This is a genomic window from Sphingobacterium lactis (assembly GCF_011046555.1).
GTDB lineage: Bacteria > Bacteroidota > Bacteroidia > Sphingobacteriales > Sphingobacteriaceae > Sphingobacterium > Sphingobacterium lactis.
Window position 1 is genome coordinate 1,702,946 of sequence record NZ_CP049246.1, and the last position, 18,958, is coordinate 1,721,903.

Annotated in this window: 18 protein-coding genes; 9 read left to right on the forward strand and 9 right to left on the reverse strand. The window is 43.6% G+C overall.

Annotated elements, in window-relative coordinates:
* Nucleotides 1-61 precede the first annotated feature (61 nt).
* From G6N79_RS07360 to G6N79_RS07375, 4 genes are read right to left on the reverse strand one after another with little or no spacing between them, the layout of a single operon-like run.
* Nucleotides 62-1,033, reverse strand: a complete 972-nt coding sequence (locus G6N79_RS07360; RefSeq protein ID WP_103907024.1) for a YihY/virulence factor BrkB family protein — start codon at nucleotides 1,031-1,033, stop codon at nucleotides 62-64.
* Nucleotides 1,034-1,444: an acyl-CoA thioesterase gene (locus G6N79_RS07365; RefSeq protein ID WP_103907025.1), complete on the reverse strand. Its 411-nt coding sequence runs from the start codon at nucleotides 1,442-1,444 to the stop codon at nucleotides 1,034-1,036.
* A 2-nt stretch (nucleotides 1,445-1,446) separates the two neighbouring features.
* Nucleotides 1,447-2,490 carry an endolytic transglycosylase MltG gene (gene mltG, locus G6N79_RS07370; protein ID WP_103907026.1) on the reverse strand — a complete coding sequence of 348 codons (1,044 nt, stop codon included), beginning with the start codon at nucleotides 2,488-2,490 and terminating at the stop codon, nucleotides 1,447-1,449.
* Between the two features lies 1 nt (nucleotide 2,491).
* A complete protein-coding gene (locus G6N79_RS07375; protein WP_103907027.1) occupies nucleotides 2,492-3,292 on the reverse strand; it encodes a PASTA domain-containing protein in 801 nt (266 codons plus the stop codon).
* 653 nt (nucleotides 3,293-3,945) lie between these two features.
* On the opposite strand from G6N79_RS07375, the gene G6N79_RS07380 reads away from it, so the two are divergent.
* From G6N79_RS07380 to G6N79_RS07390, 3 genes are all read left to right on the forward strand, one after another.
* Nucleotides 3,946-4,152 (forward strand): hypothetical protein, encoded by a 207-nt coding sequence (locus G6N79_RS07380; protein ID WP_146060645.1) that lies wholly within the window; start codon nucleotides 3,946-3,948, stop codon nucleotides 4,150-4,152.
* A gap of 431 nt (nucleotides 4,153-4,583) precedes the next feature.
* Nucleotides 4,584-4,952: a hypothetical protein gene (locus tag G6N79_RS07385; protein WP_103907029.1), complete on the forward strand. Its 369-nt coding sequence runs from the start codon at nucleotides 4,584-4,586 to the stop codon at nucleotides 4,950-4,952.
* Between the two features lie 175 nt (nucleotides 4,953-5,127).
* Nucleotides 5,128-6,135 carry a D-alanine--D-alanine ligase family protein gene (locus tag G6N79_RS07390; RefSeq protein WP_103907030.1) on the forward strand — a complete coding sequence of 336 codons (1,008 nt, stop codon included), beginning with the start codon at nucleotides 5,128-5,130 and terminating at the stop codon, nucleotides 6,133-6,135.
* Between the two features lie 96 nt (nucleotides 6,136-6,231).
* Here the strand turns inward: G6N79_RS07390 and G6N79_RS07395 are convergent, their stop codons facing one another.
* Nucleotides 6,232-8,892 (reverse strand): M14 family metallopeptidase, encoded by a 2,661-nt coding sequence (locus tag G6N79_RS07395; protein WP_103907031.1) that lies wholly within the window; start codon nucleotides 8,890-8,892, stop codon nucleotides 6,232-6,234.
* A 241-nt stretch (nucleotides 8,893-9,133) separates the two neighbouring features.
* On the opposite strand from G6N79_RS07395, the gene G6N79_RS07400 reads away from it, so the two are divergent.
* Nucleotides 9,134-9,994, forward strand: a complete 861-nt coding sequence (locus G6N79_RS07400) for an N-acetylglucosamine kinase (protein ID WP_103907032.1) — start codon at nucleotides 9,134-9,136, stop codon at nucleotides 9,992-9,994.
* 10 nt (nucleotides 9,995-10,004) lie between these two features.
* A complete protein-coding gene (locus G6N79_RS07405; RefSeq protein ID WP_103907033.1) occupies nucleotides 10,005-10,517 on the forward strand; it encodes a glutathione peroxidase in 513 nt (170 codons plus the stop codon).
* A 95-nt stretch (nucleotides 10,518-10,612) separates the two neighbouring features.
* On the opposite strand, the gene G6N79_RS07410 is transcribed toward G6N79_RS07405, so the two are convergent.
* A complete protein-coding gene (locus tag G6N79_RS07410) occupies nucleotides 10,613-11,197 on the reverse strand; it encodes a thymidine kinase (protein ID WP_103907137.1) in 585 nt (194 codons plus the stop codon).
* Nucleotides 11,198-11,407: 210 nt separating this feature from the next.
* Here G6N79_RS07410 and G6N79_RS07415 point away from each other — a divergent pair, with 210 nt between their 5' ends.
* Nucleotides 11,408-12,535 (forward strand): hypothetical protein, encoded by a 1,128-nt coding sequence (locus G6N79_RS07415; RefSeq protein ID WP_103907034.1) that lies wholly within the window; start codon nucleotides 11,408-11,410, stop codon nucleotides 12,533-12,535.
* Between the two features lie 64 nt (nucleotides 12,536-12,599).
* On the opposite strand, the gene G6N79_RS07420 is transcribed toward G6N79_RS07415, so the two are convergent.
* Nucleotides 12,600-13,091, reverse strand: coding sequence for a hypothetical protein (locus G6N79_RS07420; protein ID WP_103907035.1), 492 nt, complete (start codon nucleotides 13,089-13,091; stop codon nucleotides 12,600-12,602).
* Nucleotides 13,092-13,199: 108 nt separating this feature from the next.
* On the opposite strand from G6N79_RS07420, the gene G6N79_RS07425 reads away from it, so the two are divergent.
* Both G6N79_RS07425 and G6N79_RS07430 read left to right on the forward strand, forming a co-directional pair.
* Nucleotides 13,200-13,517, forward strand: a complete 318-nt coding sequence (locus tag G6N79_RS07425; protein WP_103907036.1) for a YbaB/EbfC family nucleoid-associated protein — start codon at nucleotides 13,200-13,202, stop codon at nucleotides 13,515-13,517.
* Nucleotides 13,518-13,522: 5 nt separating this feature from the next.
* Nucleotides 13,523-14,209, forward strand: coding sequence for a metal-dependent hydrolase (locus G6N79_RS07430; RefSeq protein WP_317046383.1), 687 nt, complete (start codon nucleotides 13,523-13,525; stop codon nucleotides 14,207-14,209).
* A gap of 69 nt (nucleotides 14,210-14,278) precedes the next feature.
* Here G6N79_RS07430 and G6N79_RS07435 read toward each other — a convergent pair whose 3' ends face one another.
* Nucleotides 14,279-15,139 (reverse strand): N-acetylglucosamine kinase, encoded by an 861-nt coding sequence (locus G6N79_RS07435; RefSeq protein ID WP_103907037.1) that lies wholly within the window; start codon nucleotides 15,137-15,139, stop codon nucleotides 14,279-14,281.
* Nucleotides 15,140-15,384: 245 nt separating this feature from the next.
* On the reverse strand, nucleotides 15,385-17,100 hold the full coding sequence (locus tag G6N79_RS07440) for an MFS transporter (RefSeq protein ID WP_103907038.1): 1,716 nt from the start codon (nucleotides 17,098-17,100) through the stop codon (nucleotides 15,385-15,387).
* A 333-nt stretch (nucleotides 17,101-17,433) separates the two neighbouring features.
* Between G6N79_RS07440 and rho the strand changes: the two genes are divergently transcribed.
* On the forward strand, nucleotides 17,434-18,927 hold the full coding sequence (gene rho / locus G6N79_RS07445) for a transcription termination factor Rho (RefSeq protein WP_103907039.1): 1,494 nt from the start codon (nucleotides 17,434-17,436) through the stop codon (nucleotides 18,925-18,927).
* The last annotated feature ends 31 nt before the right edge of the window (nucleotides 18,928-18,958 follow it).

Below are 18,958 nucleotides of genomic sequence, written 5' to 3' on the forward strand. Positions count from 1 at the left end.
TTCATTCAGGTGACCGGGTGCGGCCACTTTCAGTGTACAAGTATAATAAATTTGTGTTAAATTAAATTTTGTTCGGTTTAAAAGAATTATAAACTCTAGGTTTTACAATTTTAATGCTTTGTTTGGAAAGGGCAATGCTGGCATTCAATTCGAAGCCAATAATTAGTATTAACGCATTGATATACATCCAAATCATGATGACGATTAGCGTACCGATGGATCCGTAAAGTTTATTGTATGCGCCGAAATTATTGATGTAAAATGTAAAGAGGGAAAATGAAAGCATGGCCAATAAAGTGGCCAAGGTTGCCCCCGGGGTGAATAATTTCCACTTTTTGGTGGAACTCGGACCGAACTTATAGATCAAACTCACTGTAAAAAAATAAATACTGAACAAGATTAACCATTGCGCAGTCTTAATTAAGAAGGCCCACAGCCATTTCAGGTCATAGTCGATATGTGTTTTCAAGTAGTTGATCAGGTAGTTGGATCCTGCATATAGGGAAATTCCTACGGCAAGTGCAAGAACAATAGCGATGGACAGGGCCAAGGCCACCATGCGCCGCTGAAACCACGTACGCGACTCCCGCGAGAGAGAGGCCTTGTTAAAGCTCATCATCAGCGTTGTCATCCCGTTGGTGGCAAAAAAGGTGCATAGCACAAAACCCGCAGAAAGTAAACCGCCGTTCTGTCGGTTGATGATATCCTCAAGGGTAGTCTCCAAAATGGAATAAGCATTGTCGGGAAGAGCCAATTGAATCAACTCCATCAATTGCTTTTGGAAATTGTCAATCGGGATGTAGGGAATGAGGGTAAAGAGAAAGATAATCCCTGGAAATACAGCCAACATAAAGTTGTAGGCTAGGGAAGAAGCTTTATTGATGATGGATTCACGGGCGATTTCCTGGAAGAAGAAGACCATTACGGTGTATAGGGGTAATTTCCCAAAACCGGGCAATGTTGCTGTTTTTGTCCACTCGATGAATCGGTCATAAATGCCGACATGCAGTAGCCTTTGGTGAATCTTTTTCATTTACTCTCCAAAAAATGGAGCCATCTTGTCCATAAAGACCTGAGGTGGTTTGCAGGGCCTGTTCCTTTTCATATCTACAAAAACCAGTTGGGTATACCCTGTGTTCAATAATTCCCCAGCTTCGTTAAATAGCTCATATTCAAATTTAATCCGTATTCCTGGCTTTTCCCGAATATAGGTATTTATCGTTATTAAATCGTCATACTTGGCGGCTTTAATGAATTTACAGTTCAAGTCTGTAACAGGCAGCATCACACCCATATCTTCCAGCTCCCGGTAGGAGATGCCCGTGCTGCGTAGCATCTCGGTCCGCGCCACCTCATAAAAGGCAGCGTAGTTTCCGTAGTACACATAGCCCATGTTATCTGTCTCCGCGTAACGGACCCTGACTTGATGCTGAAAAGTGAACATAGCTATTTCTTGATATTGCGTGCGTCAAGTGCCCGCTGGAATTTACGAGCATTCACCAAGTGTTCTGCAACGGTTTCTGCAAATAAATGATAACCGGAGAAGTCGTCCTTAGCGCACATGTAAATGTAATTGTGTTGATTGAAGTTCAAAACGGCGTCGATGGAAGCAATGCTCGGCATCATGATCGGTCCTGGAGGCAATCCTTTGTAACGGTAGGTGTTGTAGGGATTGTCAATCGCCAAATGCCTGTTCAACACCCTGCGGATGGTGAAATCATTGTTGGCAAAGATCACGGTTGGATCCGCCTGTAGCAACATACCCTTTTTCAACCTGTTCAAGTAGAGACCAGCGATCTTCGGCATCTCGTCCACATGCAGGGCTTCCCCTTTCACGATGGAAGCCAAGGTGCTCACTTCCTGCGTGGTCAGATTCAAGGCTTCGGCCTTCGCTTTGCGCTCAGCAGTCCAGAACTTTTCATATTCTTTCCCAAAGCGGTCGATGATTTCCTTAGGTTGTGTATTCCAATAGATTTCGTATGTGTTCGGAATGAACATGGAAAAGAAATTATCCTTCGTAAAGCCATAGGATTTCGCCAATGCTTCGTCGTTCAATAAGTTTAGAAACGCCAAGGAGTCCGCTTCGAATGATTTACCCAAAAGACCGGCAAAGTCCTCTTTCAGGCGGATGTTCTGGAACCTGAACTTAACGGCATCCTGATAGCCACCACGGAGGTTGCCAATCAAGCGCCTGTTGGTGAGGTCTTTCGATAGTTTATAGCGACCCGGTTTGATACCGGCACTCTGCAGGTCCATGGCTTTTGCCACGTAGCTGAAGTAGGTGAAGTTCTTCACTACGCCTTCATCCTCGATGCGTTTGATGACGCTTTCGTAGGGTTCATCCGTTTTCACGTAAAAGTATTCTGCATCCGTTGCAATGCTCGGAGCCATAAATGCTTGGTACCCAATGAAGGCTGCCACAAGCGCCACAATCAGGACAATGATCAAAACAATGCCTAATCCTCTTCTATTCTTTCTGTTTTCCGCCATGTTATGGGTTTTGTGTTGTTGGCTCCGGAGTTACCGGTGCCGGTGCTTGCTTACCTAGGGTGACATGGATGGCACTACCGATTGAAATAATCTTAGCAGCCGTATCCGGTGATTGTTTAACAACCACGGAACCCAAACTATCGGTTGTCGTTCCATCAAAATCCACAGATCCCAATACCAGACCTAAGCCAGCAAGGGCAAACTTCGCCTCATCGATATTGAAACCAACTAGGTTAGGGATATTGACTTCACTGTCGCCACGCCCATTACCGAGCACCAAGGAGATCTTCGATCCCTTCGGCACCATACGGCCCTGGCGGATGGGTTGCCCAGCAAACTTAACATCCAATACCACATCTCTCGCAATATCGTTCATATATACCGTATCCGCGATCTTCAAAGAATGGTTCTTTAAAATCGCTGAAGCCTCAATATAAGTCTTGTCCACGATGTCAGGGAAGGCGATCTCCGGTGCTGACTGCGTAATGATCGTCAGATAGATGGTCCTGCCGCTCTTTACATGCGCCTTTGGATCCGGATCCTGGTCGATCACCAAACCTGGTTTCGCATCCATTTGGTAGATGGAATCAATCTCCACTTCCAAACCGGCGCGATCAATGATATCCAAGGCCTCGCTCACATGGAGCCCCTTTAGTAATGGTACCTCCTGCGAATCGCCATGTTTCGTGTACATCTTCAAACCAAGGTACACGACAATAAATAATACGACTATGAAAATAAGTCCCGCGATCAGGTTCTTCCTGAAGGAACTCGTTCTCAAGTATAAAAAGAACTTAGACATCTATGATTTTTGTTTTTTGAATATCTTATTAACAATATTAATTCCAATTTTTGGGGTTTCCAATTCTGGAAGCGAATTATAGGGAAAATATAATCGTTGTGAATTATACGTTCTGGTCATCAAGTAGCCAATTTCAAGATCCGATTGTAATATACCTCGGTCTTTTCTTAACGGCATTATTATCTATTGTAAAATAAATAGCCCGCCAAATATAACACGCAAACATATGATAAAGAACGTATGATCCCAACAAATTTACAAATGCTGTAATTTGGGTTTATAATCCCTCGGCAAAAATAATAAATGATATACAAAAAGAGCACTAGAAAATGTTATTGAAATTTACGTAAAATTATGTGATATTTATTTTTAGGTTGATCCTGGATGTTTCTTGTTTAAAATTTAAATATCGTAGATCCAATTTTTGAAGGGAAGATGAAAACGTTAAGTGAATTTAGGTATTGAAAGTAGTGGTTTGAGCTAAAGCTTGGTTTAAACAAAAAATCAAAATAGGGATAAATGGACTGTGTTAAGATAGTGATTGCATATTGTTTACGGATGTCATTGGATTTCAAGTATATATGTTAAATTTTGCTTTGGTTTTTATTAATAAATGTGTAGATTTACTTTAAAATAATTAATAGGTCATGAATATGTTTAAAGTTATCAAGAAGTGGTTTAAAAAAGATGATGGTACTGACTTGAAGAGAGTTCGGGTTACTTCTTCCGGAGCTTTCTATATGAAGAGTGAGGATTTATTTCATGATAGCAAGAAGACACTTGAATTGATTGAAAAATTAGATAAATCAATTGCCAATTATATGAAGAGAAAATCTAGAAATCTTGACAGTGCTGTCTAATGCCACGGTTAGACCTCATAATTTTGCCATTATTAGCAGGATACCTCTTTCTAACCAATTTTAATCTCACAAAATATTATAATATTAGAGTCGATAGACAACGATTAGTTTTTAATTCGCTAATCTGTTCTGTCATATTATCTATACTTTCTTTTTTGCTTGATCATTTTATCCTTAAATCAGCACTATTTTCTGTTTTTAGAAATTGGGGAAATGTTTTAATAAATAACATTGTAGGCAAGGAGCACATCGAATTCGGATTTAAACACGCCCTACTGATGTTAGTAATTGCCTATCCTCTGGCTCTTTTATTAAATTTGATGGTTTGAAGAAAGTTCGCTTTCGGGTATACAATAATAAGGTTCGGTTCCCAATTGGATAGGCTTTTTTGGTTTTCACTTACACAAAAAAAAGATGAAGACAAATTATTAATGATAACTACTAAGGGTAATAAGGTCTATATTGGTTATGTAAATAAAATATCTGAGCCATTGGGCGAGCATTATATAACCATAATTCCTCAATATAGTGGATTTAGAGATAAAGAGAAGCTTAATCTTGCGATAACAACAAGGTATACTGATGTCATAAAACACTATGTTCAAATAGGTAAAAAAGAAGAAATTGGTAAAAAATTAGGTATAATTCTTCCATTATCTGAAATACTGATAGTTTCAAAATTTGACATGGAAATTTTTGGTAGATTCAATCCGAACGGTAATACGGATGAAATACAGCAATCAAAATCAAAAATAATCTGCAAAAACCTGTCAAATCTTTTAAATGATCTATCAAAATAAAGCCTTTAAGAAATAAACCCATTTATTTCTTAAAAATATGATTTGATACTCCGAAGGTTGTTTTGGAACTCATTCTTGAAATTTTTAAAAATAGATTGTTGATTTTAAAATTACATGTGAATAATATTCGTTTTTCCTCGTATCGCAAATTATATTTGTTACTCGAATAATACATATGAAAACTAAAGTAGCTTTAATTACCGGCGGTTATACTGGAGAATCGGAGATCTCCTATAAAAGTTCCGCCTTTGTTTACTCCCAAATCGATAAGGAAAAGTATGATGTCTATGTCATCGATATCACGGTAGCTGATTGGACCTATACCGATGATGCCGGCCAGAAACATACTATTAATCGCGAGGATTTCTCGCTTTCGATCCAAGGGGAGCAGGTCAAGTTCGATGTTGCCTTTATCATCCTGCACGGTACTCCGGGCGAGGATGGTCGTTTACAGGGTTATTTCGATATGATCGGAGTGCCATACACATCCTGTGGCGCATTGACATCCGCACTGACCATGAACAAAGGGTATACAAAAGCTATTATCCAGGACATTCCCAACTTAAACGTTGCGCAGTCCGTATTGTTATTTGATGTCGATCGCGCCAATGGGGAGGATATCGTGCAGCAAAAGCTGAAACTTCCTTTATTTGTCAAGCCGAATGCAGGCGGCAGCAGTATAGGTATGAATAAAGTGAATGCATGGTCCGAATTGGGCAAGGCATTGGACGAAGCCTATGATGCAGAAGGAACAGGACAGCAGGTACTTGTCGAGGAATTCGTGAGTGGCCGTGAATTTTCGCAGGGGATCTACCGCGATGCCCAGGGCCTACTGCAGGTGCTACCAGCTACCGAAGTGATCACCACCCGTGAATTCTTTGATTACATTGCCAAATATACACCGGGTTTAACCCAGGAAATAACACCTGCGGATCTGCGGCCTGAACAAAAAGAGCAAGCCGATGCGCTGGTTCGGGAGATTTATATCCGTCTGAACTGTAAAGGTATGGTCCGTGTGGACTTCTTCATCCAGAAGGAAACGGAAGACTTCTATTTTATTGAGATCAATACCATTCCGGGGCAAACAGCACAGAGCTTTATTCCACAGCAGGTCCGTGCTTCCGGGCGTACGGAAACTGCGTTCTATGGTGAATTGATTGAAGCGGCACTGCTAAAGCGCTAACCGCATAGGATACATAAAAAAACATAAAAGTAGGGGCTGACCATTTATGGTCAGCCCCAGTTGTTTAGTTGGTTTGGTAAAGATATTGGATTCAGCTTAATGGAGCTGGTTGAAAAGCAATTTAAACGTACCGTGTGTCTGTGCCCTAAAGGTTATATCGTTACCAAAGGTAATCAACCTCCCTTTTCCGACAGGCGCATCGAATGCCAATACTGCATCCTTTAAGTAGTGTTGGCCCCAGGACCAACCGCTTTTCAGCACGTTTGCCGAATTGAACCACAACAATGGTTTGATTTCCGTGTCGGTGATGCGGAACAGGTTGTCATTGCTGTAATACACATCGACCTGATCCTGATAGCCCCATGTACCGGGATGGTCCCGGTTAACTTGGGCGGTGAGTACGGAGCCAGGGGTATAGAATTGCGTGCGCTGTAGCGGTTTCTTGGATTCGTCCACCAAATGGCTCTCAATCCCCAATTGCAGGTGTTGCGCCAGGTCGCTGCTGTTGCCGATCGTGATGATCTTTCCCCCCGATTTTATGAACTGCCGAAGGACAGGAATACTCTTTTCTACAGTCAAACGACCCCATTTTGCCTGATGTTCGGCAGGGATATTCGCGGGCATCGCCGTATTGGATTGCCCCTGATAGCGGGAATTGCCCAATGGTGCGAGGCGCGGAATGGAATTGCCGGGGAGGATTAAGATGTCGTATTGTTCTGCAAGCGTTCCTTTGTCGATATCTCCGGGATAAACAACATCAAATGCATAACCATGGCGCTCCAATAAAAGACGTAGCCAGCCCGATGGCATGCTCCCGCCATAGGTATCCCATAAGGCAATTCGCTTCGGCTGGAGTGGTTTGCTGCCCTTTGGTAAATTGCGCATTCCGATACCGGATTGTGTCAGTACCAGATCATTTGCATTCTCTAGAATAAAATGCCCGCTTTCCTGATCCCGCCAAACCTTTTTGCCCTTTTTTAACTGTTCGTTGACCATGGTATAGCTATCGTTAACCGAAACCGGGAGCTGCACGAACTTGGCCTTGGGACTTTCGATCACCGCTTTTTCAATGGTCTGACCGATCGGTAATTTCTGGAACGGGCCAGGTAGCTCGTCCATGATCCGATCGAACTTGATGTCCATCAGATAGGCCAGTGTCCAGCCTGCAGCATCATATGGAGGGATTGGGGGACCACCGGGGTATTGGAAGTCATCCGGGTGATCCTGCGGTTCGAACATATCCAAAATATGCGGGCGGAAAGCTTGATCGGTTTTGATGACGTACGTCTTGGCCGGATATCGCTTGCCTGCGGCTGAAAAACTTGCGGTCGCCTGTTGTACTTCGATCCCGTTCTGGATCAGGGCATTCAGGAATGTGATGGCCTTGCCGTAATCCTCTTGGTCGGGAGCGATGATATAGGCGCGCGGGTCGCGAAGGTCTTTATTCTGGAAAACTTTATCCAAGAGTGCCCTTTCCTGTTCCCTTTTCAAGGGCGTCCGTTCATCTTTTCTGCGGGCTTGCTGCAAAGCGCTGTCGATGATGGCTACCTTGCTCGGCGACAATGGCCAAAAATCTTTTGAGCCACGGTCAATGGAGTTTCTGCCCATGCGATAGATGTTCATCAATACCTCGTCCTTATGGCGGCTCGCATAATTCAGAACTGCATAGTTCAGCGAAAGGGAATAGTCTATGGATTGTTGGAAATGCCAAACTTGTGGCAATACCGGATTCTGGGTGTCGTTGTTTGGGATTAGCCGCGCTGGTACCAACGGGATTTCGAATGGGGTGGGGTTTCCGATAATCTCTGTTAGGAGTCCGGTCATGTTATGAAAATAGGTCGTCGTCCGTAATCCGCCATTGTACCAGGTGGAAAACACGGAGCCATCCTTGGCGGTATAGCCAGGTTTTCCTTCCGCATTCAGGCGTGAAGCCATTGCTGCACCAAGGGCATCTATACCTGACATCAGGAGCGGGTCGAATACATAGTTGAAAGGGTCGCGGTAGGGCGCACCGGCAACCACAGCACCGGCAGGTGCCGTTTGGTGATGGTTATACATGATCTGCGGAATCCACTCCACGAACAGTTGTCGAGCCATATTCTGTGATTCCTTCAGGTTCAGCATAAAGAAATCCCGGTTGTTGTCATGGCCTGCATATTTCTGGTACAGAACAGGGACAAAACTGGTGGATCTTTTCTCAGGTTGTTTCTCCCGCATGTACCAATTGCTTACCAATTCTTGACCGTCCGGGTTGGCATGAACCAAAAGGATGATGGTATTCTGGAGGATATGTTGTGTCTCTGCGTCTATCTTTGACGCCAAAACATGGGCTGTCTGAATCAATTGATGCATGCCCACAACCTCATTGGAATGCAGACCGCCATCAATCCAGACTACGGCTTTTCCCTGCTCTGCCAATGCCTGGGCTTCTGCCTCAGGGATCTCCGCACGCGCCATCTTTCGGGAAATGTCTTGGTAGGTATCCAGTTTTGCGAGGTTTTCAGGAGAACTGATGATCAGCATGCATTGGTCGCGACCTTCCTCTGTTTTTCCGATGCTATGGTACTGAATGCGGTCAGACTGTTCGGCAATTTTCTTGAAATAACGTTCTGTTTCCGTGAAGTTGGCCAAGTGGTAATCGTCGCCAATCTGAAAACCGAAATGTTCCTTGGGGGTTGTGATCTGTTGTGCACAGGTCGGCTGCACCAACAGGCACAAAAGAATCAATAGGCCCAGGAGACCATATATTTTTTTCATAATTATCGGTTAGTTATCCCTATAAAGATAGGAAAGGGCATGCATTCCTAGGGAAGTCGGTTTCGCAATTCACGTATCTTCACAAGAATATTACAAAGCAGGGTCGGCGGAATATCCTGAAAATTGTTCTAGCTTGGAGAGCGGCGTCCCATTTTCTGCACCTTTGATTTTCGAGGTTCCGGAAAGCATACCTTATTCTTAGCCGTATTTTTTTGTATATTTGAGATGATATTTAGTACATATGATTTTAGTTGCAGATAGCGGGTCCTCACGATCTGATTGGATGCTCCATCTTCCAGATAGTAAACCATTACGATTCAGTACCAAGGGCCTTAATCCATTTTTTGTCTCAGAGAAGGAAATTGCGACCATCTTGACCGAGGTTCCGGAAATCATTCCCTATACCAAGGAGGTCAAGGAGGTGTATTTCTTTGGCGCCGGGTGTTCCACGCCGGACCGTCGGGAGATCGTTTCCAACGCGTTGACACAGATTTTTCCGGCATCGTTCATTTCTGTGGAAAGTGACCTGTTGGGCTCAGCCTATGCGACCTTCGGATTGGAGAAGGGGCTAATTTCCAATATCGGTACCGGTTCGGATATCAGTTTTTACGATGGCGAGATGCTGTCGCCAAGCTTGCATGGCAATGGCTATGTTCTTGGTGATGAAGGATCGGGTGCCTGGTTCGGAAAGCAACTGATAACCGCCTACCTATATGAAACCATGCCGCGCGACCTGATGCGCAAGTTCAAAGAGGTGCACCCCATAACCAAGGATATCATCATCCGCCACGTCTATCAAAAGGACCGCCCGAATGCTTATTTGGCTTCCTTCGCGGAATTTATGTCCGCCAATATATCCCACCCCTATATCGATAACCTATTGCGGAACGGATTCGATGAGTTCGTCCGGACCAATATCATGACCTATCCCGAATTTTGGGAACATGAATGTCATTTTGTGGGCGGAATTGCCTATTACTTCGATCTCCATTTAAGAGAGGTATGTAATTTGCATGGAGTAAGAATCGGGAAGATCCTTAAGAACCCTATAGAGGAGCTCTTCCATTTTGTGGTCGATAGGGAATTGAAAATTAATATTTAAAATTTAAGCTATGGTAGTTAGCATGATTATGTTCTTTACGATGCTGTTCCAGCAGCCTACGGTGTATGATTTCTCCTTTACCTCGCTGGATGGGAAGCAAGTCAACCTTGCTGATTTCAAGGGTAAGCAACTGCTGATCGTGAACACTGCGTCCAAATGCGGATTCACAAAGCAATACAAGGAATTACAGGAACTGCACGAACAGTACGGTGATAAATTGGTGGTAATCGGTTTCCCTTCCGATAATTTCGGAGGTCAGGAATTTGCGGATAACCAAGCCATTGCGGAATTCTGCGAAAAGAATTTTGGCGTAAATTTCATCCTTGCGGAGAAATCCGATGTAAAAGGGGAGCATATCAGTCCGTTGTTCAAATACCTGACTTCTGCTGAAAATCCAGATTTCAAAGGCGACATCAAATGGAACTTTGAGAAATTTTTGATCGGTAAAGATGGTAAATTGGTGCATCGATACCGCTCCAAGACAAATCCTATGGATGCCGAGATTACAAAGCAGATCATATAAAGAAATTCGCCATGACGGTGATAATTCAAAAAGCGCAAGAGATCCCTCTTGCGCTTTTTATATTTTCATCATATTTTCAACGATCTTGATTTCGCTTATCGTTCGTTCAGTTTGTAATAACAGCTTCTGCACCGGGGTTCATAACTTTCCTTTTCACCGAGAAGGACACGGGCATCGCTATCCTGTAAGCGATAGGAATAGTTTGCAGGAGCGCCGCACTGCATGCATACGGCATGCACCTTGGTGACATCTTCGGCAATGGCCATGATCGCAGGAATGGGTCCGAATGGTTTTCCGAGGTAGTCCATGTCCAATCCGGCAACTATCACGCGTATCCCGCGGTTGGCCAGCTCAACACATACATTGGGCAGTTCTTCATCAAAGAACTGGGCTTCATCGATTCCGACAACTTTGGTGTCGGCACTCAGCAGAAGGATCGCAGATGAATTGCTCACCGGTGTGGATGGAATGGAATTGCTATCATGCGATACCACTTCATTGACACCATAGCGGACATCGATCTCCGGCTTGAAAATCTCCACCGGCAGCTTGGCAAATTGCGCCCTTTTCAAGCGGCGGATCAGCTCCTCTGTTTTTCCAGAAAACATAGATCCACAGATAACCTCGATGCTGCCAACTCGGCCGCGACGATCATGGAAATTATGTTCAGAAAACAGCATCATATTTGAAAAAATTTAACGTAATTATCGTTTTTGGACACGATTTTTGCTATAAAAATCTTACCTGATATTGCCTACGAATATCGAAATTTAATCTTATTTTTGATTTAAGGAATCATTTAAAAAAAGAAAAGCTGTAGCAATCAGGCTATTTATTTTTTATTTGTCGCAATATAAAAACGGAATTACACACAAATCTATAGAAAACACATGGCTTATACTGATCAAGATATTTTAGGGAAAATTGGCGATCTTTTGGTAGAGATAAACGAGCAATATGCTGGTTTGGAAAAAGACAAGTTGGGCGAACGCCGGGCGGAGGTATTATTACTGGCCGCGCAGGCGAAATATCTGGCAGCACATATTGAGGTTCTGGCTTCCATTCAAGAAAAATCGGCAGCACCTGTTGCTGGCGCTACTGCGGTAGAGGAAGTTGAGGAAACAACGTTTACACCAGCATTGGAACATCACGAGGCGCAAGCCGATGAACAACCTGTTTTGGAGGAAATCAAAGAAGTCGAACCCGTTGAAAACGCTTTCGTTGAAGAATATGATGAAGAGGAGCCTGAAACATCTACCTATGGCGAGGCTTCCAATATAGCCGATGAGCAAGTTCGCGAGCAAGAGCAGGAGGAATTGGAAGTTGAGGCTGCGGACAACCAAGTGGAAGAAGTAGAAGAGTTGATAGAAGACGAACAAACCCCTGAGGAGATCGACGAGGTGGAAGAAGTGTCCAGTTTTAAGGATTTCAATGTTTCCAATAGTCCTGTCCACACGTCCGAATCAGACTATACTGCGGTAAAGCCTGCGCATGAGGTTGAAGAACAGCAAAGCAAGGACGAAAAAGAAGAAGATAACGTGCAGGAAGAGGTGAAAGTGGAGCCTGTCGTGAACGAGGTGGTGATTGAGCCTAAAGAGGTGTCCATTCCACAGGAGCCAAAAGAAGAGGAAGTGACCCTGAATGACCTGGCAAAGCAGGCTGAAATCAGACCGAGCCGTCCTTTGACCCTGAACGAATTGATCCAGCAACAGAAAAAAGCAGGACTGACCAATGCCAACCAGTTCAATACATCTTCAGCCTCTGCAGATCGTGGCGGAGAACGGATTTCCGACCTGAAAACGGCAGTAAGCCTTAACGATAAACTGTTATTCATCAAAGACCTGTTCAATGGCTATAGCTTGGCTTATTCAGAAGCTATAGAGTTATTGAATCGCTTTGATAACTTCGCAGAAGCAGACGCCTTCCTGCAGACAAATTATGCCCTGAAAAACAATTGGGCGGCAAAATCAGGAACAGTGGATAAGCTGTATGCCATTTTGCGCAAGAAATTTATATAGTCATGCCTACAAAAAAAAGAGACCATACGAAAATGGTCTCTTTTTTTATGGCTTTAATTTCCTTTTATAGAGCGAAACGAATCCATTGTTCGCCTTCATGTCCGTAGACAAAATACTTGGATTGAACGATCTCTGCCGATATTTCGGTATCAGGTAGGAGGTTGTCTTCCTGCAGACCGAAATCTGGTTTCAGGATAATGAAGATATTGTTGTCCTGCACGGCCTTGTAATCCCCGTACTCGGCATTGATCAATTCCGGAAGGGTACTCAGGAAATTCATGGAATCGGCCTTAAAGATAAGGATATCGATATGTTCAGGGCTATTTGCTAGGGGATTGATCTGTGCTCCTGCAATCTCCAGGATTTCCTCCAAGTATTCCCTATCGATCAGGTCAGCGGTCCGGTTCACGAACTCCACCTGTGGTCTGGCTTCCAAAGGAATGAACTTCAGTTTATGGATGATGATATTGATCTCCTCTTCCAAGACTTCATGTTTTTCTGGTGCTGATTGCTGCAATCGGTCGGCCAAAGCCGTATAATGTTTGAGTTGATGCATGGGGGTACTGTTTGGTGCAAAGGTAATGAAGCTCGTTAAAAGAACCTAAGGGATGGAGCAGTTTCCTAAATAATTCGTATTTTGGAAGCTGATTAAATCGAGAAGGATATGTTTGATAAATTATTTGAAGCGCAGAAACAAGCGGAGGAAATTAAAATGAGGTTAGACCATATCTCTGTTTCGGGTGAAGCAGAAGGTGGCAAGGTACGGGTGATTGCCTCGGCCAATAAAGAGATCCGAGAAGTGGTTATCGACCCTGAATTCTTGAAGGAAGCGGATAAGGAAGAGTTGGAGGAAATCTTGGTGGTTGCCTTGAACAAGGCCCTTACACAGGCGGAAAGCATCAGCCAGGCCGAGATGCAAGCAGCATCCCAGAGTTTATTGGGTGGCCTCGGTGGATTGGGTAACTTATTTGGAAATAAATAACGAACATGATGAAAGTAACTTATTACGGACAGTCCTGTGTGGAATTTGATTTTGATGGTACGAAGGTTCTTTTGGATCCATTCGTAACGTATAATCCATTGGCCAAGGATGTTAAATTGGCGGATATCAAACCCGATTATATCTTTTTGAGCCATGGTCACCAAGATCATGTTGCGGATATGTTGGCTGTTCAGCAACAGAGCGGAGCTACTGTTGCGGCGGTGGTTGAAACGGCAGCATGGGTACGCCGTCAGGGGGTGGAAGAAGATAAAGTCATCGAATATAACCTAGGTGGAACATTGGACCTGCCCTTCGGCAAGGTGAAAATGGTCTATGCAGCGCACACCAACAGCACGCCAGATGGTGAATACGGTGGGTTTCCTGTGGGATATGTATTCTTTCTGAAGGGAAAGACCATTTATTTTGCCGGTGATACCGCCCTGACCATGGAAATGAAACTGCTGGAACGCCACAATATCGATTGGGCATTCTTGCCCATCGGCGGACATTATACCATGGATGCAGGGGATGCCATTATTGCGGCGGAATTCGTGAACTGCGATAAGGTGTTCGGGATTCATTACGATTCTTTCCCTCCGATCAAGATCGATAAGCAACAGGTTGAAAAGCAATTTGCGGAAGCCGGAATATCCCTGTCGCTTCCAAAAATTGGCGAAACGATAAACTTATAAGAGCAATTTGATAATGCATAAAAAAGCCACATGTTTCGCATGTGGCTTTTTCTATGGAGTCGTTGCGGATTAGGCAACTGTTTTAGATCTGTTGATATGGAACTGTACCAAATCATCGATCGGAGAACGTAGGATCTTGCCTACTTTCATGCCGTACTGACTGGCTTTATCTTCCAATACATTTCTGAAGTTGTAACCTACAGAACCGATACAGTTAAATGTGTAAGACTGGTAATCTGGGTATTGACTCACCAAGTTCTTGAAGAAAGCTTCGAAAGCATCTTCAACAATCTGACGTGTATATTGGATATTCACGTTGTTATCATATACAAATTTGCTGAAGCTCGCACAGAAACGGTTTGCCAAAGGCTTGGTGTACACATTGTCCATGATTTCATCAGGAGTAAGCTTGTATGTTTCATAGAACACATCGGCAACATCTTTCGGCATCAAACCACGGATGAAATCAACCAATAGTTTCTTACCGATATAGCTACCGGATCCTTCGTCACCCAAGATATAAGCCGCTGAATCGATGTTGTGCGTGATGTCTTTACCATCATAGATACACGTATTCGTACCGGTACCCAGAATCGCAGCAAATCCAGCATTCGTACCCAAAAGTGCACGTGCAGCCGCTAATAAATCGTGACCAACTTCAACTTTAGAATTCGGGAAAACAGCTTGAATAGCGTCCTCCACAATCTTTGCCTTTTCTTCGTTATGCACGCCCGCTCCGTAATAATTTACTTCCGTAATCTTATCGTAAGGGATATCCTGAGGTAGTCCTTTCTTTAGGGATGCAATAATGTACTCGCTATCTACAAAATAAGGGTTGTATCCCTCGGTGTTGAAGTAGATTTTCTTGTTGTTATCATCTAACAAACACCAGTTTGTTTTTGTAGACCCTCCATCTGCAATGATTATCATTATTTATAAAGTTTAGTTTTAAAGTAAGTTGTTTTTACGTTTTACAATGGTATTTTATTTTGTATAAAATCCAAAATACGGTATTTATAAATAAAAATAAGAATTTTTATTCGATATATTGAAATTATTACCCCGATGGATGTGCATAAATAAAACAAAAACTCTCGTAATTTATTGATTACGAGAGTTTTATGATGTTAAAAATTTATTAACTACTTAGTGTAGTTTTTACAATTAGTAAAGGCTTAATGGCCGCCTTCGGCTTCGATACCGTCAATGTCAATGCCTTGTTTTGTAAGGAATTTACGAACCATAATGGCAAAAACAATAATGTAAAGGAATCCGATTACAGGAACGATATAGGAGTTGTGAATACCGATAATATCGGATAATTTACCTTGGATAGGAGGGATGATACCGCCGCCCAAGATCATCATGACCAAGAATCCCGAACCCTGTTCGGTGTATTTTCCCAATCCTACGATCGACAAACTGAAGATGGAACCCCACATGATGGAACACGCCAGACCGCCCGCTAGGAACGAATAGATGGCAATCGTGCCGGAGGTCAGTAAACCTGTAATCATCGCCAATAAACCGAACGTTCCGAAAATGATCAGTGTGCGAACCGGTTTATCCTTACTGATAAAGAACGCTAGGATTTGTAATGCCACGCACACAATGAAATAATACAATACCGACATGTCGAATCCGGCAAGGGAGTTGACACCAATAATAATGGTAAAGGCAATCAAAGGAACGATAATGGTTAAGATCTTCTTTTTTGAAGTCGAGAAATCGAATGCTGCAATGGCTCCTGCCCAACGGCCGATCATCATACCGCCCCAGTACATGGAGACATACGGCGTAATCTGAGAGGATTGCAGGTTGCCGAATTCATCCAGGGTCAACAATTCCCCAAGGTTACTACCGATGGCCACCTCAATACCCACATAGACGAACAGGGCAAGCATACCCAATACCAACTGAGGATATTTAAGGGCTCCCCATCCTTCAGGTTTCTTGCTCGCACTCTTGTATGCGAATAGTAATCCACCAACAACCACGGCCAAGGCACCCAATAACCAGAACATACGCTTGATCTCCAAGCCATGCGTCAATTCCTTGATCTGCGCAAGCAGACCTTGGTCATTGCTCAATGCTGCCTGTTCTTTCAGGTCCAAAATATGCAATGCCGTTTCAGACTTGTACGACGTGAAAACGGGAATGAAAGCACATAATAAAAGGATGGTCATGGTGATCAACGTGGTGCGCGCCTTGTTGGCTGGCTCCATATCTTCCAAATTGTAGCCCGGTGGCACTTTCTTCGAAAAGTGAAAAAGACCAGCGGCCAAGATGAACAGGAGTCCCACACCGATGTAAAGGTAAACAACCTTGTTTAAAGGAAGATTGGCAATTTCCGCATCGGAAATGGTTTCAAACGTTCCAAATAGGGCAAAGCCAACGATCAGTGGACCAATGGTTGTTCCCAACGAGTTGATACCCCCGCCCAAGTTTACGCGTGAAGCGCCTGTTTTCGGGTCACCCAATAGGACTGCAAAGGAATTGGCAGCTGTTTGTTGCAGGGAGAAGCCCAGGGCAACAATAAAGAGGCCGATCAGCATGCCTGTATAGACATTGACCTCAACGGCAACGATCATGGCCGCAGCTCCCAGTGCAGAGAAGAGCAATCCGTACACAATACTTCTTTTGTAACCCCACTTGCCGACCAGGTCCTTGCCACCGATGGTGCCGAAGATAAATAGCAGAAGGGCCCCAATGTAATATGCCGAGTAGAAGGCGAAATCGATCAGTTGGGACTGAAATTGGTCCAAGTGAAAGTAATTCTTACAAAAGGGGATGAACACACTGTTTCCTGCGGCGATGAACCCCCAGAAAAAGAACACCACAATTAAGGTGTACAGTGCGGGATAATTTGTTTGAGTTTGTTGGTTATTCATAAAATATGGATCTTACTTTGCAGATTTAATCGTGCAATTAAAGAATTTTTTTTCGATTTATAAATATTTTGCTGAGTTGCTAAATCATTTTATCAATAAAAATTGTTAAATTAATTATAGTAAGTAGAAAAAAAATCTTAAATTTCTTTTGAATTTACAATAGTTCTTTTTTTCTTTGTGACGGTTCTTAAATTGTCTTTCGGAACGGTAAAAAGAAAAATCTCTTAAAAGATTAACAGTTGCCCCCACAAAACATAGAATTACCTTTGTTTTACTGAGAGATACATTTTCATAAAAAAGTAAAATCCTTAAAGAAATCATATTTTAATATTAATGGATATTAATGAATTGAATACGAAACTCGTGTCTGAATTGCGCGAGATTGCGAAAGTTTTAGGCATTGCAGATGCTGAAAAGCTTAGAAAACAAGAGTTAATTGATCGTATTTCTGACATTGCCAAAGAAGCTCAACAGGGCGAACCTGTTGCGGTAGGTGGTGAAGAAGACGAGCAAGCGAACACCGAGCGTCCGCGTAAGCGTGTCCGTACGGTAAAGGCTGCGGAGCCTGTGGCTGTCGGAAGAAACAGAAGCCAAGAAGAAGAGCAACCGAAAATCGACTTCCCAAGTAAGCCTGCTGCCGAGCCAGCAACTCCCGAATCGCCCGCAACCCCATCCCCAGAACCCACCGCTAAAGCATCATCCCAAACAGATTTCGATAATGTTATTGTTAACGAAGGTGTCCTTGAGATCATGGCCGATGGTTACGGGTTTTTGAGATCATCAGATTATAACTACCTGACATCCCCGGATGATATCTATGTTTCCCAATCGCAGATAAAATTGTTCGGATTGAAAACAGGTGATAACGTGCGTGGTTGTATCCGTCCGCCGAAAGAAGGCGAGAAATATTTCCCATTGGTACGTGTGGAAGCCATCAATGGTCAGGATCCTGCTGAAGTTCGCGACCGCGTTCCTTTCGACTACCTGACACCATTGTTCCCGGATGAGAAATTGAACCTGGACCTTGGTCCCGGAAATTACTCTACTCGCATCATGGACCTGTTCACACCGATTGGTAAGGGACAGCGTGGTCTGATCGTTGCGCAGCCGAAAACCGGTAAGACCAATCTATTGAAGGAAGTGGCGAACGCCATTGCTAAGAATCACCCAGAGGTTTATTTGATCATCTTATTGATCGATGAACGTCCGGAAGAGGTGACCGATATGGCAAGAAGCGTACGCGCGGAAGTGGTGTCTTCCACCTTCGATGAGCCTGCCGATCGCCATGTGAAAATTGCCAACATCGTTCTGGAAAAAGCAAAACGTATGGTAGAATGTGGCCATGACGTGGTGATCTTATTGGATTCCATCACACGCTTGGCACGTGCCTACAACACGGTAGCTCCAGCGTCCGGTAAGATCCTTTCCGGTGGTGTGGATGCAAATGCATTGCATAAACCGAAACGTTTCTTCGGTGCGGCACGTAATATCGAGAATGGTGGTTCCCTGACGATACTGGCAACAGCATTGACAGAAACCGGTTCTAAAATGGATGAAGTAATCTTCGAAGAATTCAAAGGTACGGGTAACATGGAACTCCAGTTGGATCGCAAGCTTTCCAACAAGCGGATCTTCCCGGCTATCGACCTGACGGCATCCAGCACAAGACGCGACGATCTATTGGTAGATCGCGACGAATTGCAACGCCTATGGGTATTGCGAAACCACTTGGCCGATATGAATTCCCAGGAAGCTATGGAGTTCTTATTGACGCAAATGCGTGGAACCAAATCAAATTCGGAATTTTTAATTAGCATGAATGGCTAAAAAGCTGTGCTAAATTGATATTTTTGAGCCA